Source organism: Streptomyces sp. 35G-GA-8 (genome assembly GCF_023534745.1).
Lineage (GTDB): Bacteria > Actinomycetota > Actinomycetes > Streptomycetales > Streptomycetaceae > Streptomyces.
This window is the reverse complement of record NZ_JAMHJQ010000009.1, coordinates 295,173-318,265: the sequence shown is the minus strand read 5'-3', so window position 1 is coordinate 318,265 and position 23,093 is coordinate 295,173. Positions and strand designations below refer to the sequence as shown.

Below are 23,093 nucleotides of genomic sequence, written 5' to 3'. Positions count from 1 at the left end.
GACGGCCTGCCCGCCCCCGGCCGGGGCCCGGCTCTTTATGAGACCGAGGGAGAGAGAAACGGGATGGGACTTCGCGGACAGGTACGGACGCGGGACGGCTGGGCGGTGCGCCACGCGGTCGTGACCATGACCAATATGAGCGGTACGCAGGTGCTGCGGGAGAGCGCCGACGAGAACGGCGCCGTACGGACCGACGCGGAGCTGGCACCGGGTCCGTACACCGTGGTCGTGACGGCCGTCGGCTACGCGCCCGTCGCCTCCACGGCGCTGGTCACGGCGAGCGGGCGGGCCGAGGTCGGCACGGTGGTGCTGGCCAGGCAGGGCGGGGTCGAACTGCCGCCACCGGGCACCTGGAGCCTGGATCCGGCGCACACGGCGGTGAGCGCGGTGGCACAGCATCTGGGGATCTCCAGCGTGCGCGGGAGGTTCACGGAGTTCGGGGGACGGATCGAGATCTCGGGGGGCGCGGCAGGCGGGTATGAGGCCGAGGCGTCGCGCGTCGACGCGGTCATCAGCGCGGCGAGCATCGACACCGGCAACGCGCTGCGGGACAAGCACCTCAAGTCGCCCGACTTCCTCGACGTGGAGCGCTTCCCGGAGATCACCTACAGCAGTACGGGGCTGACCCCGGCGGGCCCCGACCGCTGGACGGTGCACGGACTGCTGTCGCTGCACGGCGTCGTACGCGAGGTGGACCTGGACCTGAGCTACCTGGGCACCGGGCCTGACCCGTGGGGCGGGGTACGGGCCGCCTTCCGCGCGACCGCGGAGCTGCACAGGGAGGACTTCGCCATGAACTACAACCAGGTGGTGCAGGCGGGGATCTCGATGATCGGGACGACGCTACGGGTGGAGCTGGACGTCCAGGCGGTACAGGGCGAGAGCCTGCCGGGGGCGTGATGGCCGTGCGGCTCTCGTGTGACACCCAGGTGAGTCCTGGGGAGTCTTGGGGACGGTGTGGCTCCGGCGAGGAGTGTGGTTGCCGGCGGGCGGGCTCCGAGGTCGTAGGCTGCGCGGCATGGCACCGAATATCGCAACGAACAAGGCCGTTGACCTCGCCGGGCTGCTGGAGTTCGTACGTCCCAGGCACCGCGCGATCCTGCTGACCACCCGTTCCGACGGCCGGCCGCAGGGCTCCCCGCTCGCCTGCGGGGTCGACGACTCGGGCCGGATCGTCGTCTCCACGTACCCCGAGCGCGCCAAGACGCGGAACGCCAAGCGGGACGAGCGGGTGAGCGTGATCGTCCTGTCGGACGACTGGAACGGTCCCTGGGTCCAGGTCGACGGTACGGCCGAGGTGATCGACTCCCCCGAGTCGGTCGAGCCGCTGGTCGAGTACTACCGGAACATCGCGGGGGAGCACCCCGACTGGGACGAGTACCGAGAGGCGATGGTGAAGCAGGGGAAGTCCATCATCCGGATCACCCCGGAGCGCTGGAGTCCGCTTGCCACGGGCGGCTTCCCGGCCCGTCTCGTCTCGTAACCGTTAGGGGCGGGACGGGGCGGCCGGTGGGAGGGGCTGGACGGTCGGGGGGCCGGCCAGTCGGGCGGGGGCCGGCCGTCCCGTCCACCGGTTCAGTCGCGGGGCCCGCCCCCGCTCGGCTCGTGGGGCCCGTCCGCCGCCCCGGCGCGGTGTCCCGCGGGGGACCAGCCGCGCTCCCGCATCGTCTCGATGCCCGCAATGAGGAGTTCGATCGCGAACGTGAAGTCGCGTTGGCGCATCTCCGCCACCGTATCGCCGCCTCGCGCCTCCATCAGTTCGTCCGCGCTCTCGAACGACTCCTGGAACCGCGGCTGTTCGTTGATGGCGCCCATCGCCTGATGGAAGTACTCGTCCTGGGTCAGCCCGGCGTCGGCGCAGCGCTGTACGAAGTGGCCCTCGATCGTGCCGAATCCGTACACGAACTGGAAGACCGCCGCCAGCCCGCCCATCCGGCCGTGCGGCGCCAGGCCCGTCCGGTCCATGACGGTCTGGACGGCCGCCGAGAAGGCCATCGAGTGCGGGCCGATATTCAGATACCGGCCGATGAGCGGCGAGACCCAGTGGTGCCTGACCAGCACCGCCCGGTAGCTGGTGGCCAGTTCGCGCAGCTGGTCGCGCCAGTCGGCGTCCTCGTCGGTCATGTCGGGGACCTTGACCTCGCCGAAGACGGAGTCCAGGGCGAGTTCCAGGAGGTCGTCCTTGGTGTCGACGTACCAGTAGAGGGACATGGCGGTCACCCCCAGCTCGGCGGCCAGCCGTCGCATGGAGAACTTCGCAGGGCCCTCCGCGTCGAGCAGCCGTACCGAGACCGCCGTGATGCGGTCGCGGTCCAGGCCGGCGGGGTGGTCCGAGTTCTCGCTTCTGCGGCCGCGGCCCGCGGGCTTGCCCTCCAGCCAAACGCTGGTACGGGTCCGCCGCTTGGCGCGATCGGCTTCCGGCACCATGGGTGAGCCTCCTCGGTTCCCGCCGGCCGGGCTTCGGCCGGACTCCACTTCGCTGCCCGGCTCAGGCCCCGGCCGGCGCAGGCCCCTGCCGTCCGTCTCCGGGGACCGGGGCGACGACCGAGGCGACGACCGAGATGACGATCGGATGTTCCGATGAGCCGGAGCCCGGACGCCTGCCGCTCTTCCGATGCTATGCCGCCCCTGACACGGAGTCCGACGGGGAGCCCTGAGAGCCGACGGAGCCCGGAGTTCCAGGAGATTCCGGAGTTCCTGAAGTTCGCGGAGTTCCTGAAGTTCCCGGAGATCCCGGAGATCCCGGCGATCCCGGCGAGGGGTTCGCGCGCTCGGCCCTGCGCAGCAGCAGCGCGGCCAGCAGACCGCCCGCCAGTACGGCCACGGCCCCGACCAGCTGGCTGGTCTCCAGGCTCGACGCGAACGCGTCGGAGATGCTCAGCCGTTCCGCGTCCCCGTCAGCGGCCGCGAGCGCGGCGGGCAGCGAGGCGGCCCCCACCGCCGCCGGGACCAGCGCGGCGAAGCGGGAGTTGAGCACGGCGCCCAGGACGGCGACGCCGAGACCGTTGCCGAACTCGGCGAGCGTGCCGTTGATACCCGCGCCGACGCCCGCCTTCTCCGGCGGGATCGCGCTCATGATGGCGTTCGCCATGGCCGGCATGGAGAGGGCGACACCCGCGCCCATCACGACCAGGCCGAGCAGCATCCCGCCGTAACCATGGGCGCCGAGCAACGCGATCGCGGCGAGCCCCGCGGACACCAGGACCATGCCGAGCGCGATGGTGCCCGGCGTACCGAGCTTCCGTACGGCCAGCGCGCCCACGCCCGCGAGGTTCAGGACGATGACGCTGACCGCGAGCGGAGCCGTACGCAGACCGGCGTCCAACGGCCCGTAGCCCAGGACGAACTGGAGATGCTGGGTCAGCAGGAAGAGCGAACCGGTCATCCCGAAGGCGACCAGGACGGCTCCCGCCACCGCCCCGATGAAGCGCTGGTCGCGGAAGAAGTGCATGTCGAGCATCGGATACGGGACGCGCAGCTCCCAGAGGACGAACAGACCGAGGACGACCAGGCCGACGGAGGCCGAGAGCAGCACCTGTCCGGAGAGCCAGCCGTGGTCGGGCCCGGAGATGATCGCGTACACGACGGCCGTCATACCGATGGTGGAGAGCAGCGCGCCGAGCAGATCGGGGCGGTCGCCCTCCTTGCTCTTCGACTCCGGTACGAGCGTGGCGACGGCGATCACTCCGAGCACCGCGACCGGGATGTTGATGAGGAAGATCGCGCCCCACCAGAAGTGGTCGAGCATGGCGCCGCCGATCAGCGGACCGGCGGCGAAGCCGAGGGAGTTGACGGTCGACCAGATACCGATCGCCTTGACGCGCTCGGTGTCGTCGAACAGCTGGACCACGACGGCGAGGGTCGTGGTGATCAGCAGCGCGCCCCCGACGCCCATCCCGGCGCGGGCGGCGATCAACTGGCCGCTGGTCTGGGCGAGTCCGGCGGCCAGCGAGCCGATCCCGAACAGCACGAGGCCCACGATCAGCAGCTTCTTGCGGCCGTAGCGGTCGGCGGCGTTGCCCGCGGTGAGCAGCAGGCCCGACTGGACCAGGGAGTAGGCGTTGATCATCCACTGGATGTCGGCGGTGGAGGCGTGCAGCTCGCGGGTGAGGGACGGAATCGCGACGCTGAGGACGGTGTTGTCGAGCAGCACGGTGAGTTGGGCGAGACAGATGACACCGAGGATCAGCCAGCGCTGCGGATGTCGTGCGGGGGCGGTGCGGTGCTCGGCGGCTGTCGCCGTCATGGAGGACTCCTTGTACGGTGTACGGGAACCGTCGCCGTACACCGTACAAGAGCCTCCCTTACGCCGTATAGCGTCTTTTTCTCGCCAGACGGGCCCCGCTGTGGGGCAGGGCTTCTGGATCAGGCCTCCTGGGTCAGACCTGCTGGGTCAGGTCGTAGAGGGTCGCGCCGTCCACGGTGACCTTCTTGAAGGTGGATTCCACCCATGTGGAGATCCCGGAGTTCGAGCCGAGGCCACCGCCCCGGCCACCACCACCGCCGCCACCGCCGCCACCGCCGCCCTCACGGGCGTCGTCGCCGCCCGACAGGAAGTAGTGGATCTTTCCGTCCGCGACGTACTGCTTGAACTGGTCGAGGGTGGGGGACGGATCGCTGCCGTTGAAGCCGCCGATCGCCATGACGGGCTTCTCGGTGGCGAGTTGATAGCTGGCCGCGTTCTGGGAGCCGATGGTCGCCGCGACCCAGGTGTAGTCGGAGGCGTCCTTCTTGAGCGCGGCCTCGACCTCGGAGCTGACCGTCTGGCCGTTGAGTAGGCCGCCCATGCCGCCTCCGCCGCCCATACCGCCCCTGAAGCCCTCGGGCAGCGCGCCGTTCGGCGGCAGTTGGGGCAGGCCACCGCCGGCGGCCGGAGCTTGTCCCTGGCCTTGGCCCTGCCCCTGGCCTTGGCCTTGCCGCTGTGCCTGTCCCTGGCCTTGGCCTTGCGCCTGGCCTTGGCCTTGGCCTTGAGCCTGGCCCGCTGCCCGCTGGCCGGGAGGCACCATCCCTGCCTCGACGGCGCCACCGGCGCCCCGGGCCCCACCGCCGCCGAATCCGCCGGGGCCGCCCCGCGCCGAGGCCGGTCCCGCCGTGATGATGGAGCCCCGGTACGCGGTGTTGACCGTGGTCAGCGTGTACGCGAGCGGCCCGGCCAGCGAGGCCGCGATCGCGAGCCCCGCCGCCGTGAGCGCGAGCGGCCGGCCGAGCCTGCCCGCGACGAGCAGCCCCACCGCGGCCGCCAGGCCGCCGATCAGGACCGCCCAGCGCAGCCACGGCACATAGTCCGGGGTCCGGCCGAGCAGTACGTACGCCCATACCGCCGTCCCCGCCGCCGCGATCCCCAGCGTCGCCGACGCCAGGATCCCGGCGCGCTCCTCCCACAGGACGGTGACGCCCATGCCGATGACGGCCGCGATGTACGGCGCCAGTGCCACCGTGTAGTACTCGTGGAAGATTCCGGCCATGAAGCTGAAGACCCCGAGGGTCACCAGCAGCGAGCCGCCCCACACCAGGAACGCGGCGCGGGCCGTGTCCGTACGCGCGCTCCGCCGGGTCACGACGAGTCCGACGACGAGCAGCAGCAGAGCGGCGGGGAGCAGCCAGGAGATCTGACCGCCGATGGACTCGCTGAACATCCGGCCGATTCCGGTCTCGCCGCCGCGCCCGCCCCCGCCGCCGCCTCCACCGCCGACGCTTCCGGCCTCCTCGCCGTTGATCCGGCCGAGACCGTTGTAACCGAAGGTCAGTTCAAGGAAGGAGTTGGTCTGGGAGCCGCCTACGTACGGACGCGAGGAGGCGGGCCACAGCTCCACGATCGCGACCCACCAGCCGCCGGAGACGACGAGCGCGAGACCGGCCAGCGCGAGCTGGCCGAACCGGCGCCGTACGGACGTGGGCGCGCACACCGCGTACACCAGCGCCAGCGCCGGCAGGATCAGAAAGCCCTGAAGCGTCTTGGTCAGGAACGCGAACCCGATCGCGATCCCCGCCCACACCAGCCACTTGGTCCGTCCGGCCTCCAGCGCACGCAGCACGCAGTAGACGCTGGTGGTCATCAGCAGGGCGAGCAGCGCGTCCGGGTTGTTGAAGCGGAACATCATGACGGCGACGGGCGTCAGCGCCAGCACCACGGCCGCGGTCAGCCCGGCGACGGCGCTGAAGCGGCGGCGTACGGCGGCGTACAGCACCGCCACCGTGCCGAGCCCCATCAGCACCTCGGGCACCAGGATCTGCCACGATCCGAGCCCGAAGAGCCTTACGGACAGGGCCATCGGCCAGAGTGCGGCCGGGGGCTTGTCGACGGTGATGGAGTTCGCCGCGTCGGAGGAGCCGAAGAAGAAGGCCTTCCAGCTCTCGCTGCCCGCCTGCACGGCGGCGGAGTAGAAGGAGTTGGCGTAACCGGAATCGCTCAGATGCCACAGCTGGAGCAGCCCTGCGACCAGCAGGATGGCGAGCAGGGCCGGGCGTACCCAGGCGGCGTCCTCGGCCCTGCCCCGCCAGAAGCGGAGGGCGCGGCCGGAGGCGCGATGGCTTTGTTGGGCCGCCATCGCCGGAGGGCCGTCGGGCTGAAGGATCGTGGTCATCGTGCGGTCCTTGGGTCGAGGTCGGCGGTGTCGGAAGAGGAAGCAGGAGCGGGAGCGGTGCCGGTGCCTGTGCCCGTGCCTGTACCTGTGGCTGTGGCTGTGGCGGGAGCGGTGGCGGAGGACGTAGCGGTGTCGCGGGCGGGGAAGTCGTCCGTACGGCGCTCGGGGAAGACCCAGGCGCGCAGGAGCAGGAAGCGCAGCACCGTCGCGGCGAGGTTGGCGGCTATCAGCACGGCCAGCTCCGTGGAGTGAGAGGGGGTGCCCGTGGCCGCGTCAAGGGCCGCCAGTGAACCGCTGGTCAGGGCGAGTCCGATGGCGAAGACGACCAGGCCCTGGGCCTGGTGACGTACGGCCCGCTCGCGGCCCCGCACCCCGAAGGTGAGCCTCCGGTTGGCGGCGGTGTTGGCGATCGCGGAGACCAGCAGAGCCGCCGCGTTGGCGAGTTGTGGACTCGCCATTGAACGAAAGCCGGAGTACAGCAGAAGATAGAAGAGCGTGGACAGGGCGCCCACGAAGCAGAAGCCGACCAGTTGCCTGGCGAGTCCGCCGGGCACCCCACCGATCCGGCGGTCTCTCGGGTCATCCCCGAATGGCCTGGCCAGCCGGTCCAGAGGCAGCGCGCCCACCGCCAGTGCCCGCCCCACCCGCCAGACGCCCTTGAGATCCTCGGCCGCGGTCTTGACGATATGCACCGTGCTGTCGGGGTCGTCGATCCAGTCCACCGGGACTTCATGGATCCGCAGTCCGGCGCGTTCGGCGAGCACGAGCATCTCTGTGTCGAAGAACCACCCGGTGTCCTCGACCATCGGCAGCAGCCGCTGGGCGACGTCACCCCGTATGGCCTTGAACCCACACTGCGCGTCGCTGAAGCGCGCGGAGAGAGAGGACTTGAGGATGAGGTTGTAGGCCCGCGAGATGAACTCGCGCTTGGGGCCGCGTACGACCCGTGACGAACGGGACAGCCGCGACCCGATCGCCAGATCCGAGTGGCCCGAGATCAGCGGCGCCACCAGTGGGAGGAGTGCGTTGAGATCCGTGGACAGATCCACATCCATATAGGCGAGGACGGGCGCGTCGGAGTGCGACCACACGGTACGGAGCGCCCTGCCGCGGCCCTTCTGCTCCAGACGGTACGCGCGTACCTCCGGAATCTCCGTGTCGAGCCGGGCCGCGACCTGGGGGGTCCGGTCGGTACTGGCGTTGTCGGCGATCGTGATGCGAAAGCTGTACGGGAAGGTGCGGGCGAGGTGTTCGTGCAGGCGCCGCACACATGGTTCGAGGTCCTGCTCCTCGTTGTAGACGGGGATCGTCACGTCAAGTACGGGGGCATCGGTCACCTCGACCGGGAGATGCTCCCGGGCCGGGAGTGTGCCCCATGAAGTGTCGGTTCGCATGGTTCGACATTCGCGAGGCGCGCTGTCACGGCAGTGTGGTGAGGCTGTGCCCCGTCTGTGAGTCACGGCCGGTCCCCCACGAGCCCTGCTGGGGCCGATGCTGATGCTGCTGTCCGTGTGAGGGGTGGGTCTGCCCCTGCCCGTGCCCGTGCGGGTCGGGCAGACGTACGGAGAACACGGTCCGGCCGGGGACGCTCTGTACGGTGACGGTCCCGCCGTGGGCGGTGACGACCGCTTGGACGATCGCCAGGCCGAGACCCGTGGAGCCGGCCGCGCGGGAGCGTGACGCGTCTCCGCGCGCGAAGCGTTCGAAGACATGCGGAAGCAGCTCGGGAGGGATGCCGGGGCCGTCGTCCTGCACTTCGAGGACGACGGAAGGGCCGGCGCCCAACGACCAGACATCCCACAGTCCCCCGTCCCAGTACCCGCTGTCGCTCCTGCGGACGCGTGCGGTGACGGTGGTGCCGGGCGGGGTGTGCGTACGGGCGTTGGCGAGGAGATTGACGAGCACTTGATGGAGGCGGGAGGCGTCGCCGTACACCGTGGCGGACGGCTCGTCCGGCTCGGGCAGTTCAAGGCGCCAGTGGTGGTCCTGTCCGGCGGCATGGGCGTCGCTCACCGCGTCCACGACGAGAGGGGAGAGATCAGTGCTCTCGTACGAGAGCGGGCGTCCGGCGTCGAGCCGCGCCAGCAGCAGCAGGTCCTCGACCAGGCCGGTCATGCGTTCCGCCTCGGCCTCGATACGGCCGAGCGCGCGCCGGGTGTCGGGGCCGGTCTTCTCGCGTCCGCGCCGGGTCAGCTCGGCGTATCCCCGGATCGAGGCGAGGGGTGTACGGAGTTCATGGCCGGCGTCGGCGACGAACTGCCGTACCCGCGTCTCGCTCTCCTGCCTGGCCGCGAGTGCGGACCCGACATGCCCCAGCATGCGGTTGAGGGCCGCGCCGACCTGTCCTACCTCGGTGCGTGGATCGGCCTCGGCGGCGGGGACCCGTGCGAGCGGGGCAACCTCACCCCTGTGCAGCGGCAGTTCGGAGACCCGGGTGGCGGTCGTGGCCACGCGCCTGAGCGGTCGCAGCGCGACGCCGACGAGGGCGCTGCCCGCGATACCGGCGGCGATCAGCCCGGCGACGGTGACACAGACCTCCACGAGCACCAGGGTGCTGAGACTGTCCTGCACTTGGGCGGCGGGTATACCGACGAGGTAGGCGCCGTTGACGCCGTCGACGTACTGGATCCGGTAGTCGGCGCCGTCGGGCAGCGTGACGGTGTGGGCCGTGCCGTCGCGCGGGACGGCCGCTATGGCCGCCTTCTGCGCTGCGCTGAGCGGCGTTTCAGCGACCGGTGGCCATGTGTTCTCGTTCTTCTGCAGGGCGCTCATCAGCCCCCGGCCGACGGAGCCGTCGGCCGCCAGCTCGACAGCGACCGTACCCACGGGTGCGCCGCCGCCCGTGACGACTTTCAGCGGGTCCTTGCCCTCGAGGGTGGTGTCGGATGGCCGGTCGCCGGTGCCGTTCCCGGTGCCGTCCTGCGCCGCCCCGTTCCCCGCGGCGTCCGTCGGTCCGTTCTCGCCGCTGCTCGCCGCCCTTCCCGGCGGCGGACCCGCGGCCCGCTTGGCGACGGCCTGCACCTGCGTGTCCAACTGGTCGTAAAGATACGAGCGGTAGGCGATCGTCGTGACCGCCCCGATCACCGCACCGACGATCGCGATCAGCGCGACCGCCGACACGACGAGCCGCGTCCGCAAGGACCAGCGCCGCTTCGTCGCCCCGCGCCGACGACCCTTCATCGCGGGGCGTCGCCCGGCTCACCGGGCTTGATCAGATAGCCGGCCCCGCGCCGGGTGTGGATCATCGGCGGGCGCCCGGCGTCGATCTTCCGCCGCAGATAGGAGATATACAGCTCGACGACATTGGCCTGGCCGCCGAAGTCGTACGACCACACCCGGTCCAGGATCTGTGCCTTGCTCAGCACCCGGCGCGGATTGCGCATCAGATAGCGCAGCAGCTCGAACTCGGTCGCGGTCAGATGGATGGACTGCCCGTCGCGGGTGACGTCATGGCTGTCCTCGTCGAGCGTCAGATCCCCCACGACCAGCAACGACTCACTGCGCACGGCCGCCGCGCCGGACCGCCGGATCAGTCCGCGCAGCCGCGCCACGACCTCCTCCAGGCTGAACGGCTTGGTGACATAGTCGTCACCCCCCGCGGTCAGTCCGGCGATCCGGTCCTCCACGGAGTCCTTCGCGGTGAGGAAGAGCACGGGCACCTGCGGCAGCTCATGACGCAGCCGCCCCAGCACCGCCAGCCCGTCCATGTCGGGCAGCATCACGTCCAGCACGACCGCGTCGGGACGGAAGTCCCGCGCCGAACGCATGGCGCCCGCGCCGTCACCGGCGCTGCGCACCTCCCAGCCTTCGTACCGCAGGGCCATGGACAGCAGCTCGGTGAGCGAGGTCTCGTCGTCGACGACAAGCACGCGGACGGGGCTCCCGTCCGGCCTGAGCATTTCGGTACGCCCCCGGGGCGAGGTGATGGTCATGCTCTTCACCCTGGGGACGGCCTCTGAGATTGACCTTGTCGCTTCCTGTGAAATCCCTGAGAAACGAATTCCCGACTCAGGACACTAGAGGCCGCGGTCGGCGATCCCGAAGAGCCGGGCCCCGTTCTCGTAACAGACCGCCCGCAGCCACGCGTCCCCCAGCCCCAGTCGTTCCAGGGCCTCCAGCTGATGAATGTACGGATAAGGGATGTTCGGGAAGTCCGTCCCCAGCAGGATCCGGTCCCCCAGGTCCGCCAGCCGCGCCCTCGCCTCCCGGGGGAACGGCGCGAAGGCCTCGCTGAAGTCCGTGAACGCCATGGTCGTGTCCAGCCTGACCTCCGCGTACCGCTCGGCGAGGTCCAGGAAATCCACGTACTCCGGCATCCCGAGATGCGCGACGATCAGCCGCAGCCCGGGGTGGCGCGCCAGCAGCCGCCCCACCGGCTCGGGCCCGGTGTACTTGCCGGGCGCCGGGCCTGAGCCGCAGTGCATCACCACCGGGACGGCGGCCTCGGCGAGCAGCCCCCAGACCCGGTCGAGCCGCTCGTCGTTCGGGTCGTACGCGCCGACTTGGAGGTGCGACTTGAAGATCCGGGCGCCGCCCTCGACGGCCTCGCGTACATACGCCTCGACGCCGTCCTCCGGGAAGAGCGTGGCCGTCCGCAGACAGTCCGGCGTACGTGCCGCGAACGCGGCGGCCCAGCCGTTCAGCCATTCCGCCATTCCCGGCTTGTGCGGGTAGAGCATCGAGGTGTACGCCCGGGCGCCGAACGCGCGCAGCAGAGCGACCCGTTCGTCCTCCTCCCGCCGGTAGGAGATGGGCCACTCCCGCCCGATGAGCGGCCCGGCGGCGTCGAAGTACGCCCAGACCTTCTTGAGGACCCGCTCCGGCATGAAGTGCGTATGTACGTCGACGAGGCCCGGAAGCCCCGTCCGCTCCCGGAACCGCCCTACGGCCTCGACTTCCCCCGCGTCACGCTCTTCACCCTCGTCACGCTCCTCACCCTCGTGACCACTCATGCCGGCCCCATCCCCCTTCAGAAGAGCTCGTCCTGTACCCCGCCGTTGTCCATGTCCCTGACCGGCACGGTGACCACGCCCTCACCCCCGCCGTCGCCGCCCGCCGGCGCGGTCAACTCCCACCCGCTCATCAGCCGGGTGTCCAGGACAATCATCCCGCCGTCCGCGGTGGCGAGATGGAGATCGGGCCCGGCGGCCGCGACCAGCCGCCCGGCGACGCACCCGGCGTCCACCAGTTCCACCACCACGCCGGTGGCCGGCGCCAGCCCGGCCAGACCGAAGGCCCCGGCGTGATCGACCGCCGCGAACTCCAGCCGTTCCAGCGACGGCGGCCACCCTTCCAGCGCCACCGCCCGTCCATACAGCCGCTCGATCTCGGCCACCCGCTCCGCCAGGTCCGGCAGCGCGGCCCGTACGGCCCGCTTCCGCGCGTACGGGATACGGTCCGGCACCCCCAGCGCCCTGCGCAGCAGATCCTCGGTCCGCCGCGCGGCCATCAGCGGCCCGCGCCCGAGCCAGCTGAACGCGACCGCTCCCTGCTCCAGGAGGCGCGCGGACCCACGCTCCTCGGCGGTGATCCCCACCTTGACCATCCCGGGCCCGAACCACGCGAGATAGACGCGGTACGTCCGCGGATCATCGGCGATGGTGTCGGCGGCCACGGAGTGCGCCCGGTCCAGCCGCGCGCACTCGGCGCACTGCCCGCCCGTACCGCGCCCGGCGACCGGCGCCCCAAGGGGACACACGTTCCCCCGCGCCCCGACGCACACGCGCGCCCCGACGGCACGGAACCCCAGGTCACGCCCGTACTCCAGAACACTCTCCCGCCGGACGCCGCTCCCGCCCCCGCTCCCCTCGCCTCGCCGCCAACCGAGCACGGGCGCCGCGCCGCTCCAGCGAAGCCCCTGGCACTTCCATCCCATACCCAACCCACTCACCCGCTCGCCCACTCCCGCGTGAACCCCGATGAACCCCGACGAACCCACGGACCGCGGCAGGTTCGTCGGCGAAGGTCCGCGAGCCGATGTCCGAGAACTACTCGCTCCGTCGCCGTACGGACAACGCGAGAGGCCCCCAGGACTTCTCCTGGGGGCCTCTGACGTGTTGTGCACTCGGCAGGATTCGAACCTGCAACCTTCTGATCCGTAGCTCTAGCGAGATCGGTCAGTGACGGTCATTCCGGCCGCTAAGAGGCCCCGCAGAGGTGGTGGCGTACGGGGGCGGTTGCTGGGGTTGCGGTACTGCGCTGCGGTACAGGGCCCGCCGCTACGGAAGTGCCTTGGGGTTGGTGCTGATGAACCCCTTTTCTCGGGCCAGATCACGGCGCAGTCCTGCGTCTTGGCCAGGGCCAGGAGGTCTTCCCGCGGCTCGGAGGGGAGCAGGATGGGCGGATCGTGTGGTCGACAAACCTGCTGTAGTCCGCGAGCTGTCCGATTGCCATCCGGATGTTCTCGCGGGGTGACGCTGCCCTCGGTCTCGATCAGGAGACCGAGTCCCTTGGCGTGGAGATCGGTGAAGAGCTGGCGGCTTTCACCTGGGGCAGGATGCGCTGCCGGCCGGACTGGTGGCCGTGGCTGGTCAGGTAGTCGGCGAACGCCTTGACCAGGCGGGCTTCCTTGCGGTCGGCCTCGCAGGGCTCCTGGTTCGGGTTGACGAACGTGGTCTGGCTCTCGTTCCGTTCCAGGGAGAGGTCGTCCACCTGGTTGGGGTGCGAGACGAGCAGCCGGCCGAGCTTAGTGGCGGGTTCCTGGGGTGCGGTGTCTACCGGGTTGAGCCGGAAGACGATGACCTTACGGAGAGGGCGGTCGTTGGTCTCGGGGGCGTCCGTGGAGTACCAGGGGGTTCTCGTGGTCGACGGTGAACTCGCCGCGGTAGGTGACCGTTCCGCGGGCGCCCTGGAGGACGCGGAGCGCGCGTCCTTCAGCCTGGTGGTTCAGGATGCTGGCGCTGCCGGAGATCATCCGCTGGTCGCCGTACTGGCCTTCTGCACACCCAAACACTGGAGGCGTACGGACACAGTCTCCATCCCGTGCAGTACGAGGAGCTCGTTGCCGGCCTCGAAGATCTCCCCGGCGCAACTGCGGTCCGCCTTCAAGCCCGAACCGTCGTGATCGTTGCCGATGATCTACCCGATCCGCTATGCCAAGACGGGCGTGCCTGTCACCGCGGCACGACTACCGCGAGCTACCGGCTTACGCGCTGGCCTCATCCGACGTCACGGCCCTGAACCCATGCAGGGCGAACTAGACCTAGGGCTTGAAGAACTAGAAGAGCAAGCGGCTCATCGAGACCTCGGTCAGCTTCCGCCGGAGACGAGGCTGCTCCTCGTCGCCTACGCCTGCTGCATGCCCCAAGGGGTAATGCGGCTTGAGCGGGGTGCCGCGGAACTGCACTGTGAGGACCATTGCCTCATCTGGCACCACGATGAGCCAGTGCAAGTCTGCAGGTGACCTCGGCGCGACCGGCCAGTGAGTTTTATCGAATGCACCTCTACGGCGCGCATGCCGAAGGTAGCCTGCTCACATGGACCAAATGATGCCGCCCGGCACCCCGAGCTTGACAAAAGAATCCGCCCCAGAAAGCCTCATCAAGTCGGTTGAAGTGACCAAACTATTCGGTCAATTCTATTACGAAATCGATCTAACCGATCCCATGCTCGCCACACCAGCGAGCCGGAGACTTACGCTACTTTATGGAGACAATGGAAGCGGGAAGACGACCATCCTCAACCTGCTATGGAACGCCCTCAGCGCATCACCCCTCGGCGCCCACCGCTCATATTTGGGGAATTGCCCTTTTGCAACCCTAACCATCCAGCTAAACAATGGTGATTCAATCACCGTAGAAAAAGCGGAGGATCTGCAAGGTCCTTTCCATATTCGCGCCCAAGGCACAGGAGTAGATATTATCCAGCGTTACGCGACACTGGATGATGATTCATACTTTGCCATTGGAGAGGATGGCCAGTCGGTATCAGAGTTGAGCAGACGGGAGATGGAATACCGCTTGCGTATGGAACGGAGAACACGGGACTCGCGCGCCCCACATGCTAGTCGGCGCGCACGCGAACAACTTGCACTCTTCGCGGATCAACGGAACGACGCCTTTGTTGATTACCTGAACGGTCTCAACGCCAACCCGCACTTCCTTGCGGATGACCGACAAATCTATGGTGACGATCTTAATCATCATTTGAAGAATCATAGAAGTGTTCGAGATGTCGAGGAAGAGGGCCCAAATGATACCAAGTCCTTTCTTGGTAAAGAACTCGGGTCAGTTATGCGCAGAGTTCACATGCAGTTCCAACAGCAAGTCATCCGCGGGAATCAACAAGGCTCTCGTGGGACCAATAAAATCTACCTAGACATTCTGGCAAGAATCGCCCAAAGGGACTTTAACGGGGGAAGTCATTCACCCATCGAAACACTACTTAACCGACTTAACGATCTAGCCGTAAGGACGCAAAAATACGCAGAGTTTGGGCTAGTACCCGCATTGCGTTCTCAGCCTTTCGCCAGCCTCCTATCCGATATTCCAACTGATAAATCGGCTGTTGCCGAAGAAGTAATTCTTCCTTATCTGGAAGCACAAGAAACTCGACTTGATGCACTAAAAAAGACAGAGCAACTGATTCGAACTTTGGTCGAGCAAGCGAACGGTTTCCTCCGCACAAAACGACTGGTTTTCGATCTTTCTCGCGGTATGCGTGTTGTCGCATATGACAGCATGGAACAGGAGCTCGGTCCCCACCAGCTGTCCTCAGGTGAACGTCAAATCCTCCTCCTGCTGTCAAACACGGTTCTCGCACGTGGCAATACGAAGCTCTTCCTGATCGACGAACCGGAGCTTAGCCTCAATGTGAAGTGGCAGCGGAAGCTGATGTCAGCTTTGCTCGCCTGCACCGAGGGTAGCGGGATGCAATTTGTAGTTGCCACACACTCCGTCGAGGTTATTACAGGAAATAAGGATTCGCTATCCCGACTCGTTTCGAAGAGTTGAAAATGCATTTAGCGAACCGAGAGGGCGAAATGACTAACATCGACGAGAATCGCAGAACGCCAGGCGAATTGGCAATGCTCGAAATTCTTGAGCCCGACATGAAGGAAGTTATAGTTGAGGGTAGAGGCGACCAGGCAATTTTGCGCTGGTTCTTTACCCATGCAGCACCTGAGACGGAAATTGACATTTTCGCAGTTAAGGAAAGAGTCCTTATAGACGAGGAGGTAGTCTCCACACACGGCTACAACACAGGCGAGCGGGGAAGCGTCCTAACGGTAGCAGAAATTGTAAATGCGGCTCATCCTGAGGGTAATCGTCTTCGTTTCGTAGCTGATCGGGATCTCAGTTCCCTCGGATTGGACGGGTGCCCGCAGATCGGAAACGTTTTCTACACGGATTTCGCATCCATGGAACTCTACTTCTTTTCCGAAAAGCCCATTGGGAAAATGCTCAGCGTGGCACTGAGGGCGCCCGCCAGAATTTCGCCTAGAGCTGTGATCGAAGCGGTCACGCCCGTCCTCGTATCCATTTTCACCATAAGATCAATTTTGAGATCCTTGCCAACGCCTAAGAAACTCGCCAGCAAAGTTATCGATAGCCTTAAGTTCACCGAAACTGGCAGTACGCTTGATGTGCGGGAAGCATTTAGCAAGTCATGCCAAGGGGCAAACATCGAAACTCTTGTCGCGAAATATTCAGGCGTTGAAATTGCAAGCGACTTAGATGTTCGACACTTCATCCGAGGTCATGACATTAGTGCCGTTCTGGTTAGATACATCTCTTCTCTTCATGGGCAACTATTTCGCGAGGATAGGCGTCACCTGGCGCAAGCCGCGGCAATGGAAATTTGCCTGACCACCTGCCTTGAGCTTGCGGACTTCGAAGGGTTCGCGCTATTTAAAAGTCTCAAAGATTACGTATCTACTCGACCTTGACCTACCTCCCGCACCCACTATTCACCCCGGCTCCCATCCCGTCCGCCTTCGACCCACACACACCGTGGAGCGGAGGCAGACGGGATGGGAGCTCCACAACGCTCGCCACGCTCCGCTGAACAGCACGAACACCACTCCGTGGGTAAATTTGAGGACTGGTGGCGGGGACACCAGGCGGACAGCCGGACGAGATAGAGGCGTTAGCCGCCCGCCTGTCCCCCATCCCTGCGAGCAGTCGGCAGCAGGAGGTCCCGCTCCGGATGGTTCTCGCCGGTGACCTTCCCCTGTACTCCAAGGTCCACCCGAGCGGCCTCGTGGAACTGGTTGATCTCCCTGAAGACGGCACGATTGCGTTCGCGCCAGTCCTCCAAGGTGCCCGTAGTCTTCCCGCTCGCCTGCCAGTCAACGGCAAGGGCCACCACGTTCAACTCGTGCGCGGCCTCAACCACCTCGTCTCCGCCGAGCAGCATGATCTGTTCAAAGGCCCGACCGCGGAGACGTCCGGCTTCAGACTGCTCGGCGAGCATTTCGCTCTCTGTCTTGCCGCTCTCACGCAGGCCTTCCTTGTGCTCGTACAACTGCACAGCCACAAAGATGCAGGTCCTCATCGTGTCGATGTAGCCCGCATAAGCATCGAGCTTCCGGTCGTCCCACCGAGTCAACAGCTCCCGCCGGTGCCGACTCCGCTCCATCACATAGTTGGTCAGATGCGTCGTCAACGCACCGAGCAACACAGCAGCGACGGTCACAAGTTGCTCGCCGATGCCCAACTCGTCCCCCAGTCAACCAAGTCATCTACATCTCTGGAGGATCTTAGGAGTGGGACGGTCTCAAGCCCAGGTGGCAAACGAGCTACGAGTGAGACCGAAGCCGGAGAGCTTGGCAGTGGCCTGACGGCGACGTTGGTCGCAGCCCCGATGAACGGGCCGCGACCAACGTGGTGCCCCACCATGACGACGACGTCTGGAGCCAGCGTCTCGTTACAACTGAGAGATCACGAACCCGATCACCACCATCAGGAGCCCTGCGCCTCCGATGGCCACCAGCAGGGGCGTGGCAAGTACGGGATGCCTGTACGACACGTACACAAGTCCGACGAAGACAAGGGCGAGCACGATGAGCAGCAAGAGCAACAGGAGCATCTGAGTGGCGTTTTGCGGGCCGGTCGGAGTCATCTGGCTTCTCTCCGGATCAGGGCATGCGTCCGCCGCATGCGAAGGGATGGGAGTGAGCCCCGGGACCGAGTGACAGGTCCGCGGCTCGACGTGGGCCACTATCGGGAGAGCGAGGGTTAGCCGCGCAACCTCGCTGGGAGCGGCTCCGTCACGACGCCACCCGATGGTGACCTAGCACCAAGATTTCCAACGGCCGTCATCCATTCAACGGTTCTGATCTGTGGTTTTCCGGAAATCCTGCTCATGGATCGCCTTGAGTGGACGACATCCTCGCGCTACGAAGCTCGCGCCAGCAGACCCTTGAATCGGCGCTTCTACACCAGTACGGGGTTAGCCACGCAAACCTCGTGGGCGTCGGCGGCAGCCGGTCCGGCATCGCAGGCGGCCGCAGAGCTACGGTTTACGCGGAACCGGCGGAAAGGCCAGTTGGATGCTCAGTCGCAGCGCAGATGCCCTGATCGGCCTCGGCAGGCGCTACGTGCGCGACGCTCCCGGGGCGCTCGGCAAGGCTGCCCTAGCCGCTCGGTGCTTGAACCCTCGGTTGCGGGAGCGCCCACGACGGCGGGTTGTCCGGTCGCGGTTCGGGGCTCGGTTCGCTGTTGATACTCGGGACCTCATCCAGCGGTACCTGTACATGTTCGGGGTGTGGGAACCGCACATGACGCGGTGGCTACAGAGCCGGCTCCGGCCCGGAGACACGTTCGTCGACGTCGGGGCGAACATCGGCTACTACAGCGTCCTTGCGTCCGGGCTCGTCGGGGACGAGGGCCAGGTGGTGGCGATCGAGGCATCGCCGGACTTCCACCGGAAGCTGTTGCAGCAGGTGCAGCTCAATCAGTGCAGCAACGTGCGCGCGGTTAATGGCGCCGTCTCGGACAGTCGGAAGGCTCTGACGTTCGTACTTGCCAGTTCAGCCAACATGGGGGCGAACAGCATCGTCCCGTATGACGGGCTGGCGGAGTCCTCGTTTGAGATTGAGGCGCGGCCACTGCCGGAACTGCTTGAGTCGGACGAGATCGCCCGTGCTCGCGTGATCAAGATCGATGTCGAGGGGGCGGAGGGGTCCGTCGTGCGGGGGATGGTGCCGATACTCGACAAGCTACGGCCGGACGTCGAGATCACGGTTGAGGTGACCCCCGATCGCATGGCCCAGCTCGGGGACTCCGCCGAGGAGTTGGTGACGACGATGCGCGATCACGGGTTCAACGTCTACCGGCTCGCGAACGACTACGCGCCCGAAAGCTATCCCTCGGCGCTTCGTGGCAGGCCGGTTGTTCCGGTGAGGTGGCGCGGGGCGATCGTTGAGGAGAGTGACTTGATCTTCTCCCGTATCGACGCGGAGACGCTCGCCTGATTCCCTGAGCCACGGACACACGACAGGCCCCAGGTTCAGTGACCTGGGGCCTGTGTGGTGATGAGACGTAGCGTCGCATGACTGAGGGCTGTCTCGTCTGCGCGCGCCGACTCGCGCGTTAGATGCCACCCTCGTCGGGTTGGCGCTCCCTCGTCTCCGCGTCATGCGCGAGGCGTCTCAATGCACGGCGTGTCCCTTCCTCCGTCTTCCAGTCCGGCGGAGATGTGCGCTCATACGCCTCCCGTACCGCGTCCATACGCCGGTGGAAATCGCGGAACGAGACGTTGCGCTCCCACCACTCCTCGGCTGCGATCAGACACGCACCGAACCGGCTCAGGAGGGAAGGCTTCGGCGGGTTGAGGATCCGCTGAACGTTCCACTCCACACGCTCGTTCAGGTCGTCAGGTGCACGGTTGCGCTTTGACTCGCGTCGGTCGATCAGGTCAAGAACCCAGGCGATGAAGTGAGTCATGAGATCAACCCCGACTCCGCGCATGGGCACGGAGAAACCAGAAGGGGTAAAAAGAACGCCGGGCTGATCGTCCATCTCAGCACTGCGCCCTGGTACAGCAGAGAGAGCGCCGCCGGTTCGCCTCGGTTGAGCTGGTCAGCGGCTGTCCACTGGTGGCGCTCAAGCCATTCGAATGCCCACCGGGCCTGCACAGGATCGAGGCCCCCGGTCAGTGGGCGCAAATCCACGCGCAGCCAGGACAGCGCTCCCCCTGTGCTCCGAGCCGCGCGCGTCTTCTGCTTACCGGGTGCATCGGCCTCCGCTGCGGTGACCGTGAACTCGCACCAGAAACCCGCTCGAATCCAGAGGCTCACGATGCCCCCAGAGGGGCCGGCCGTTTGATCTGCGCCCATACCGTCTTGCCGACTGGGCGCTCCGCGACTCCCCAAGCGCCGCCGCTCAGGACGTCCACCATTTCCAGGCCTCGCCCGCGCTCGGCGTCGCCCTGGTCCCCATCGCTGGGAGGAGACAGTTCGGGGTGGCGCTCCGCGTCGGCGTCGGACACCTCGATGCGAATCACTTCGGCGTTCGGCACCACGACCAGCTTCCAATGAGAATCCGGAAGGGCCCGCGCGTGCGTTACCGCGTTCGCGGTCAACTCCCCCACTACAAGCAGCACGTCGTCCCTCGTGCCCGAGTCCACGTCCCACTTACTCATGGCCGCTTCGAGCACGCTGCGGGCAAGGGGAACAGATCGAGCGGTCATCGGAAGCCGGATATTGAACGAGGCTTCTGAGGTGGTGATGGCGTGCAACGCAGTCATCCCGCTGCCCCCACTTCCTGGGTCACAGAACGCCTGGTGAAGAGGGCATCGGTGCGGTCACCGGGAAGCACCAGGAGCGCCGCCTCCACCACACGGTCACTGGCGTCGGTCGACGTACGTTCCACCGCCAGAACAGGAGCCCTGGTGCTGATGTGCAGGGTGTGCGCCTCCCACGCCGTGGGGAAGCGCGCGGTGACCCGCTCGGCGGTCGCCGTCACCCGTACGCCCGCCCCGGACAGCAGCTGCCGCACGCCGTCGCCCCACGGCGACTCATTCACGTCCGGCACGCCGAGACGAGCCACGGCATGAGGCACGTAGACACGGGCCAAGCTGCGCGGTGACGTCCCCTGATAGCTGATGAAGGCGTACTCGGCCAGCGGACTGCCCGCTCGCACGGCCAGGAGCAGAGACAGCTGAGCATCTGCCTCCACCAGCGCGGTTTCGAGGCTGACGCTGACGGCGACGTTGGGTACGAGGCTCCGTCCGGGCTCGTGCCTGTCATTGGCGTATGTGATCCGCTGTCCCGGCCGACGGATGAAGTTCCCGCTGCCGTGGCGCTTCTCCACCAGCCCCTCGCTCTGAAGAACCTCCAGCGCGTTCCGCAGCGTCGGTGTGCTGACCTTGTAGCGCAAGGCGAGTTCCTGTTCCGCGGGCAGCCGCTCGCCCACGGACAAGGCACCCGTCGTGATCAGGCGCCGTAGGTCGTCCGCGACGTGCTCGTACCGGTTAGCCATGCGTCCCGCCTTCACCGGAGGCCTCGACCTCGCTCGAATGGCACGAGCACACGCAGCTCTCGTAGACGATCGGCACGGCGGCCGGGGAAGCTTTGAACTCCGCCTCCTCGCACTTGGCGTGCGTACCGACACGGCAGGCCATTGAGTAGTACGGCACGGTCATGGCGGCGCTGGTCGGTCGCTGGTGACGGGTCGACATCAGTGGACCTCCGCGGCGTTGAAGTACGGGCGGACCAGGAGCGTTCGGGGGCGCGGCCGACGCCACAGTCGGGCTCGCTCTTCAGCCGTCAATACGTACGGCCGTACGAGAGCGTTGTCTTCCGCTCGAAGTGGCGCGGCGTGCTTAGGGCGCCGCGGTGGGCGCATCGGCATCAACGCCGCAGGTGAAGTGCGTCGTTCGGTCTGGCCGGCGATCGCGCGATGCGAACCGCGCCGACGAGGTAAACGATGACGCGGTGAAGGTGGAGCGAGCCGTCGTCTGGTCCCTGCGGCAGCACGGCGGATAAAGTCGAACACACTGATCAGCTCCCTATAGCTGATGGGTGTGCCCCCGGACGGTGTCGCCTGTCTCGGGGGCATTTCTGCGGATGACGGCCCATGCGAGGCGACCGCCCGCGCTGCTGATGTCCAGCCCGAACCGATCGGCTGCTTCCAGCACCGCCAAGAGCTCCTGCCAGGACCCGGCCGAGACCGAGTCCGCGACCTCCGTCTCGATGCGCGTGTGGTCGTCGTGATCCGTCACGCGCGGGGTGAACCCGGCGGCGGAGAGGCGCGTGGCCAGTTGGTCAGCCCATCCTTGGGGTAAGGACACGAGTCCCCCGGTCGCCGCAGGATCACTTTAAGTGAAGGTAGTTAACTAGATTAGAGCTAGTGGACTAGATTTTCCATATGCGTGAGCAACCGCCCTACCTCCGGATCGCCGACGTGCTGCGGCAGCGCATCGCTGACCAGGAGTGGACGCCGGGAGACCGGCTCCCGTCCCGTGCTCAACTCGCACAGGAATGCGGGGTCGGAGAGAACGTCATTCGCCGTGCGCAGGAACTCCTGATCTCACTGGGCGTGCTGGAGGGCCGTACGGGATCGGGCACGTACGTCGCCGAACCGCGCGAGCGTCTGCGCATGGTCCGCTCGCAGTACCGCGAGCAGCGCGGGGGATCACCGTTCCGCGCCGACATGGCGTCGCTCGGCAAGCGCGGTACGTGGGAGAGCCGTACGGATGCGAAGGTCCCGGCCCCGGCGGACATCGCTGCGCGGCTCGGCATCGCCGAGGGGGATCTCTGCGTCCGCACCGCGTACGAGTTCCTGGTCGACGGTAAACCGGCTCAGGTGTCGACCAGTTGGGAGCCGTACGAGATCACGTCCGGCACGCTGATCGTGCTGCCCGAGGGCGGACCGCACGCCGGCGCGGGAGTGGTCGACCGCATGGCGGAGATCGGCATCACGGTCAGCCACGTCGTGGAACAGCCGGAGCCCGGACAGGCCAACGCCGACGAAGCGACGCTCCTCGGCCTACAGCGCGGCGCCCTCGTCACGCGCATCCGGCGGACGTACTACAGCGACGACGCGCGCCCGGTGGAGACGGCGGACATCGTCATCCCGGCCGCTACCTGCGAAATCGTCTACGAGGTGCCCGTCCGCAACTGACCCGCCTCGCCAGCGCGCACGCGTATTGGAGCCACTGCACCGATCACCGCGTTGGTCTTCACACCGTCTGCCTGGCTATCCCGTTCTGTATGCCGTCGGTTCGTCTCTCATAGAACGATCACCAGCACCGACGTCGGCAGCAAGGTCACCAAGGCGCTGGGTAGCCAGTACCAAGGAGAAGCCACAGCAACCCTGCGCCGCACGGGGCGGTTGGCCAGCCACCAGAACAGGATGAACCCGATCGCCACTGGCCCCCCGAACAGGAGCCAAGGCAGCATGCCGTCGTTCTCCGTCGGCTCCCGCTGGGTCCAGCCGAGCGCGGCGAACGGCCAGTTCGACGCGAAGTACCACAGCAGCCATACCGGAACCACAGCGGGAAGTCCCAGCAGCAGGTTCACGCCCACGGATGTCAACGACCATTTCCACATGCGCCCAGTATGGA

At 66.9% G+C, this 23,093-nt stretch carries 24 protein-coding genes; 6 read left to right on the top strand and 18 right to left on the bottom strand.

The window, feature by feature from the left end:
- The first annotated feature begins 63 nt into the window (after positions 1 to 63).
- Positions 64 to 900: a YceI family protein gene (locus M1203_RS22540; protein WP_249951579.1), complete on the top strand. Its 837-nt coding sequence runs from the start codon at positions 64 to 66 to the stop codon at positions 898 to 900.
- 118 nt (positions 901 to 1,018) lie between these two features.
- Positions 1,019 to 1,483, top strand: coding sequence for a PPOX class F420-dependent oxidoreductase (locus M1203_RS22535; RefSeq protein ID WP_249951578.1), 465 nt, complete (start codon positions 1,019 to 1,021; stop codon positions 1,481 to 1,483).
- Between the two features lie 92 nt (positions 1,484 to 1,575).
- Here the strand turns inward: M1203_RS22535 and M1203_RS22530 are convergent, their stop codons facing one another.
- The 10 genes from M1203_RS22530 to M1203_RS22485 all read right to left on the bottom strand — a co-directional run bounded on the left by M1203_RS22530 (position 1,576) and on the right by M1203_RS22485 (position 13,631).
- Positions 1,576 to 2,427 carry a TetR/AcrR family transcriptional regulator gene (locus M1203_RS22530; RefSeq protein ID WP_249951577.1) on the bottom strand — a complete coding sequence of 284 codons (852 nt, stop codon included), beginning with the start codon at positions 2,425 to 2,427 and terminating at the stop codon, positions 1,576 to 1,578.
- A gap of 190 nt (positions 2,428 to 2,617) precedes the next feature.
- Positions 2,618 to 4,246, bottom strand: coding sequence for an MFS transporter (locus M1203_RS22525; RefSeq protein WP_249951576.1), 1,629 nt, complete (start codon positions 4,244 to 4,246; stop codon positions 2,618 to 2,620).
- Between the two features lie 133 nt (positions 4,247 to 4,379).
- Positions 4,380 to 6,584: a glycosyltransferase family 39 protein gene (locus M1203_RS22520; RefSeq protein ID WP_374403668.1), complete on the bottom strand. Its 2,205-nt coding sequence runs from the start codon at positions 6,582 to 6,584 to the stop codon at positions 4,380 to 4,382.
- The gene (locus M1203_RS22515) at positions 6,581 to 7,978 is read right to left on the bottom strand and encodes a bifunctional glycosyltransferase family 2/GtrA family protein (RefSeq protein ID WP_249951575.1); all 1,398 of its coding nucleotides are present in this window, start codon (positions 7,976 to 7,978) and stop codon (positions 6,581 to 6,583) included. Before M1203_RS22515 ends, M1203_RS22520 begins: the two co-directional genes overlap by 4 nt.
- A gap of 25 nt (positions 7,979 to 8,003) precedes the next feature.
- Positions 8,004 to 9,764 (bottom strand): cell wall metabolism sensor histidine kinase WalK, encoded by a 1,761-nt coding sequence (locus tag M1203_RS22510; RefSeq protein ID WP_249951574.1) that lies wholly within the window; start codon positions 9,762 to 9,764, stop codon positions 8,004 to 8,006.
- Complete coding sequence (locus M1203_RS22505; protein WP_283958882.1) at positions 9,761 to 10,516, bottom strand: response regulator transcription factor; 756 nt, start codon at positions 10,514 to 10,516, stop codon at positions 9,761 to 9,763. Before M1203_RS22505 ends, M1203_RS22510 begins: the two co-directional genes overlap by 4 nt.
- Before the next feature lie 84 nt (positions 10,517 to 10,600).
- Complete coding sequence (locus tag M1203_RS22500) at positions 10,601 to 11,536, bottom strand: amidohydrolase family protein (RefSeq protein WP_249951573.1); 936 nt, start codon at positions 11,534 to 11,536, stop codon at positions 10,601 to 10,603.
- A 17-nt stretch (positions 11,537 to 11,553) separates the two neighbouring features.
- Positions 11,554 to 12,459 (bottom strand): DUF2797 domain-containing protein, encoded by a 906-nt coding sequence (locus M1203_RS22495; protein ID WP_249951696.1) that lies wholly within the window; start codon positions 12,457 to 12,459, stop codon positions 11,554 to 11,556.
- A gap of 557 nt (positions 12,460 to 13,016) precedes the next feature.
- Positions 13,017 to 13,235, bottom strand: coding sequence for a hypothetical protein (locus M1203_RS22490; protein WP_249951572.1), 219 nt, complete (start codon positions 13,233 to 13,235; stop codon positions 13,017 to 13,019).
- A 258-nt stretch (positions 13,236 to 13,493) separates the two neighbouring features.
- Positions 13,494 to 13,631, bottom strand: coding sequence for a hypothetical protein (locus M1203_RS22485; RefSeq protein ID WP_249951571.1), 138 nt, complete (start codon positions 13,629 to 13,631; stop codon positions 13,494 to 13,496).
- A 428-nt stretch (positions 13,632 to 14,059) separates the two neighbouring features.
- Here M1203_RS22485 and M1203_RS22480 point away from each other — a divergent pair, with 428 nt between their 5' ends.
- Both M1203_RS22480 and M1203_RS22475 read left to right on the top strand, forming a co-directional pair.
- Complete coding sequence (locus M1203_RS22480; RefSeq protein ID WP_249951570.1) at positions 14,060 to 15,535, top strand: AAA family ATPase; 1,476 nt, start codon at positions 14,060 to 14,062, stop codon at positions 15,533 to 15,535.
- Positions 15,536 to 15,564: 29 nt separating this feature from the next.
- Positions 15,565 to 16,470 (top strand): hypothetical protein, encoded by a 906-nt coding sequence (locus M1203_RS22475; protein WP_249951569.1) that lies wholly within the window; start codon positions 15,565 to 15,567, stop codon positions 16,468 to 16,470.
- A gap of 200 nt (positions 16,471 to 16,670) precedes the next feature.
- On the opposite strand, the gene M1203_RS22470 is transcribed toward M1203_RS22475, so the two are convergent.
- Entirely contained in the window at positions 16,671 to 17,240 is a 570-nt protein-coding gene (locus M1203_RS22470) for a hypothetical protein (protein ID WP_249951568.1), read from the bottom strand.
- 210 nt (positions 17,241 to 17,450) lie between these two features.
- On the bottom strand, positions 17,451 to 17,612 hold the full coding sequence (locus M1203_RS22465) for a hypothetical protein (protein WP_249951567.1): 162 nt from the start codon (positions 17,610 to 17,612) through the stop codon (positions 17,451 to 17,453).
- Positions 17,613 to 18,075: 463 nt separating this feature from the next.
- On the opposite strand from M1203_RS22465, the gene M1203_RS22460 reads away from it, so the two are divergent.
- Positions 18,076 to 18,999 (top strand): FkbM family methyltransferase, encoded by a 924-nt coding sequence (locus M1203_RS22460; RefSeq protein WP_249951566.1) that lies wholly within the window; start codon positions 18,076 to 18,078, stop codon positions 18,997 to 18,999.
- Positions 19,000 to 19,117: 118 nt separating this feature from the next.
- On the opposite strand, the gene M1203_RS22455 is transcribed toward M1203_RS22460, so the two are convergent.
- The 5 genes from M1203_RS22455 to M1203_RS22435 all read right to left on the bottom strand — a co-directional run bounded on the left by M1203_RS22455 (position 19,118) and on the right by M1203_RS22435 (position 21,749).
- Positions 19,118 to 19,546: a serine/threonine-protein phosphatase 2A activator gene (locus M1203_RS22455; protein WP_249951565.1), complete on the bottom strand. Its 429-nt coding sequence runs from the start codon at positions 19,544 to 19,546 to the stop codon at positions 19,118 to 19,120.
- Positions 19,547 to 19,820: 274 nt separating this feature from the next.
- Positions 19,821 to 20,273, bottom strand: coding sequence for an ATP-binding protein (locus tag M1203_RS22450; RefSeq protein WP_249951564.1), 453 nt, complete (start codon positions 20,271 to 20,273; stop codon positions 19,821 to 19,823).
- Positions 20,270 to 21,007 (bottom strand): GntR family transcriptional regulator, encoded by a 738-nt coding sequence (locus tag M1203_RS22445; RefSeq protein WP_249951563.1) that lies wholly within the window; start codon positions 21,005 to 21,007, stop codon positions 20,270 to 20,272. Before M1203_RS22445 ends, M1203_RS22450 begins: the two co-directional genes overlap by 4 nt.
- On the bottom strand, positions 21,000 to 21,206 hold the full coding sequence (locus M1203_RS22440) for a hypothetical protein (protein WP_249951562.1): 207 nt from the start codon (positions 21,204 to 21,206) through the stop codon (positions 21,000 to 21,002). Before M1203_RS22440 ends, M1203_RS22445 begins: the two co-directional genes overlap by 8 nt.
- Positions 21,207 to 21,536: 330 nt before the next feature.
- Positions 21,537 to 21,749 carry a hypothetical protein gene (locus M1203_RS22435; RefSeq protein WP_249951561.1) on the bottom strand — a complete coding sequence of 71 codons (213 nt, stop codon included), beginning with the start codon at positions 21,747 to 21,749 and terminating at the stop codon, positions 21,537 to 21,539.
- Between the two features lie 146 nt (positions 21,750 to 21,895).
- Here M1203_RS22435 and M1203_RS22430 point away from each other — a divergent pair, with 146 nt between their 5' ends.
- A complete protein-coding gene (locus M1203_RS22430; RefSeq protein WP_249951560.1) occupies positions 21,896 to 22,651 on the top strand; it encodes a GntR family transcriptional regulator in 756 nt (251 codons plus the stop codon).
- Between the two features lie 107 nt (positions 22,652 to 22,758).
- Here M1203_RS22430 and M1203_RS22425 read toward each other — a convergent pair whose 3' ends face one another.
- On the bottom strand, positions 22,759 to 23,079 hold the full coding sequence (locus tag M1203_RS22425; RefSeq protein WP_249951559.1) for a hypothetical protein: 321 nt from the start codon (positions 23,077 to 23,079) through the stop codon (positions 22,759 to 22,761).
- Between the last annotated feature and the right edge of the window lie 14 nt (positions 23,080 to 23,093).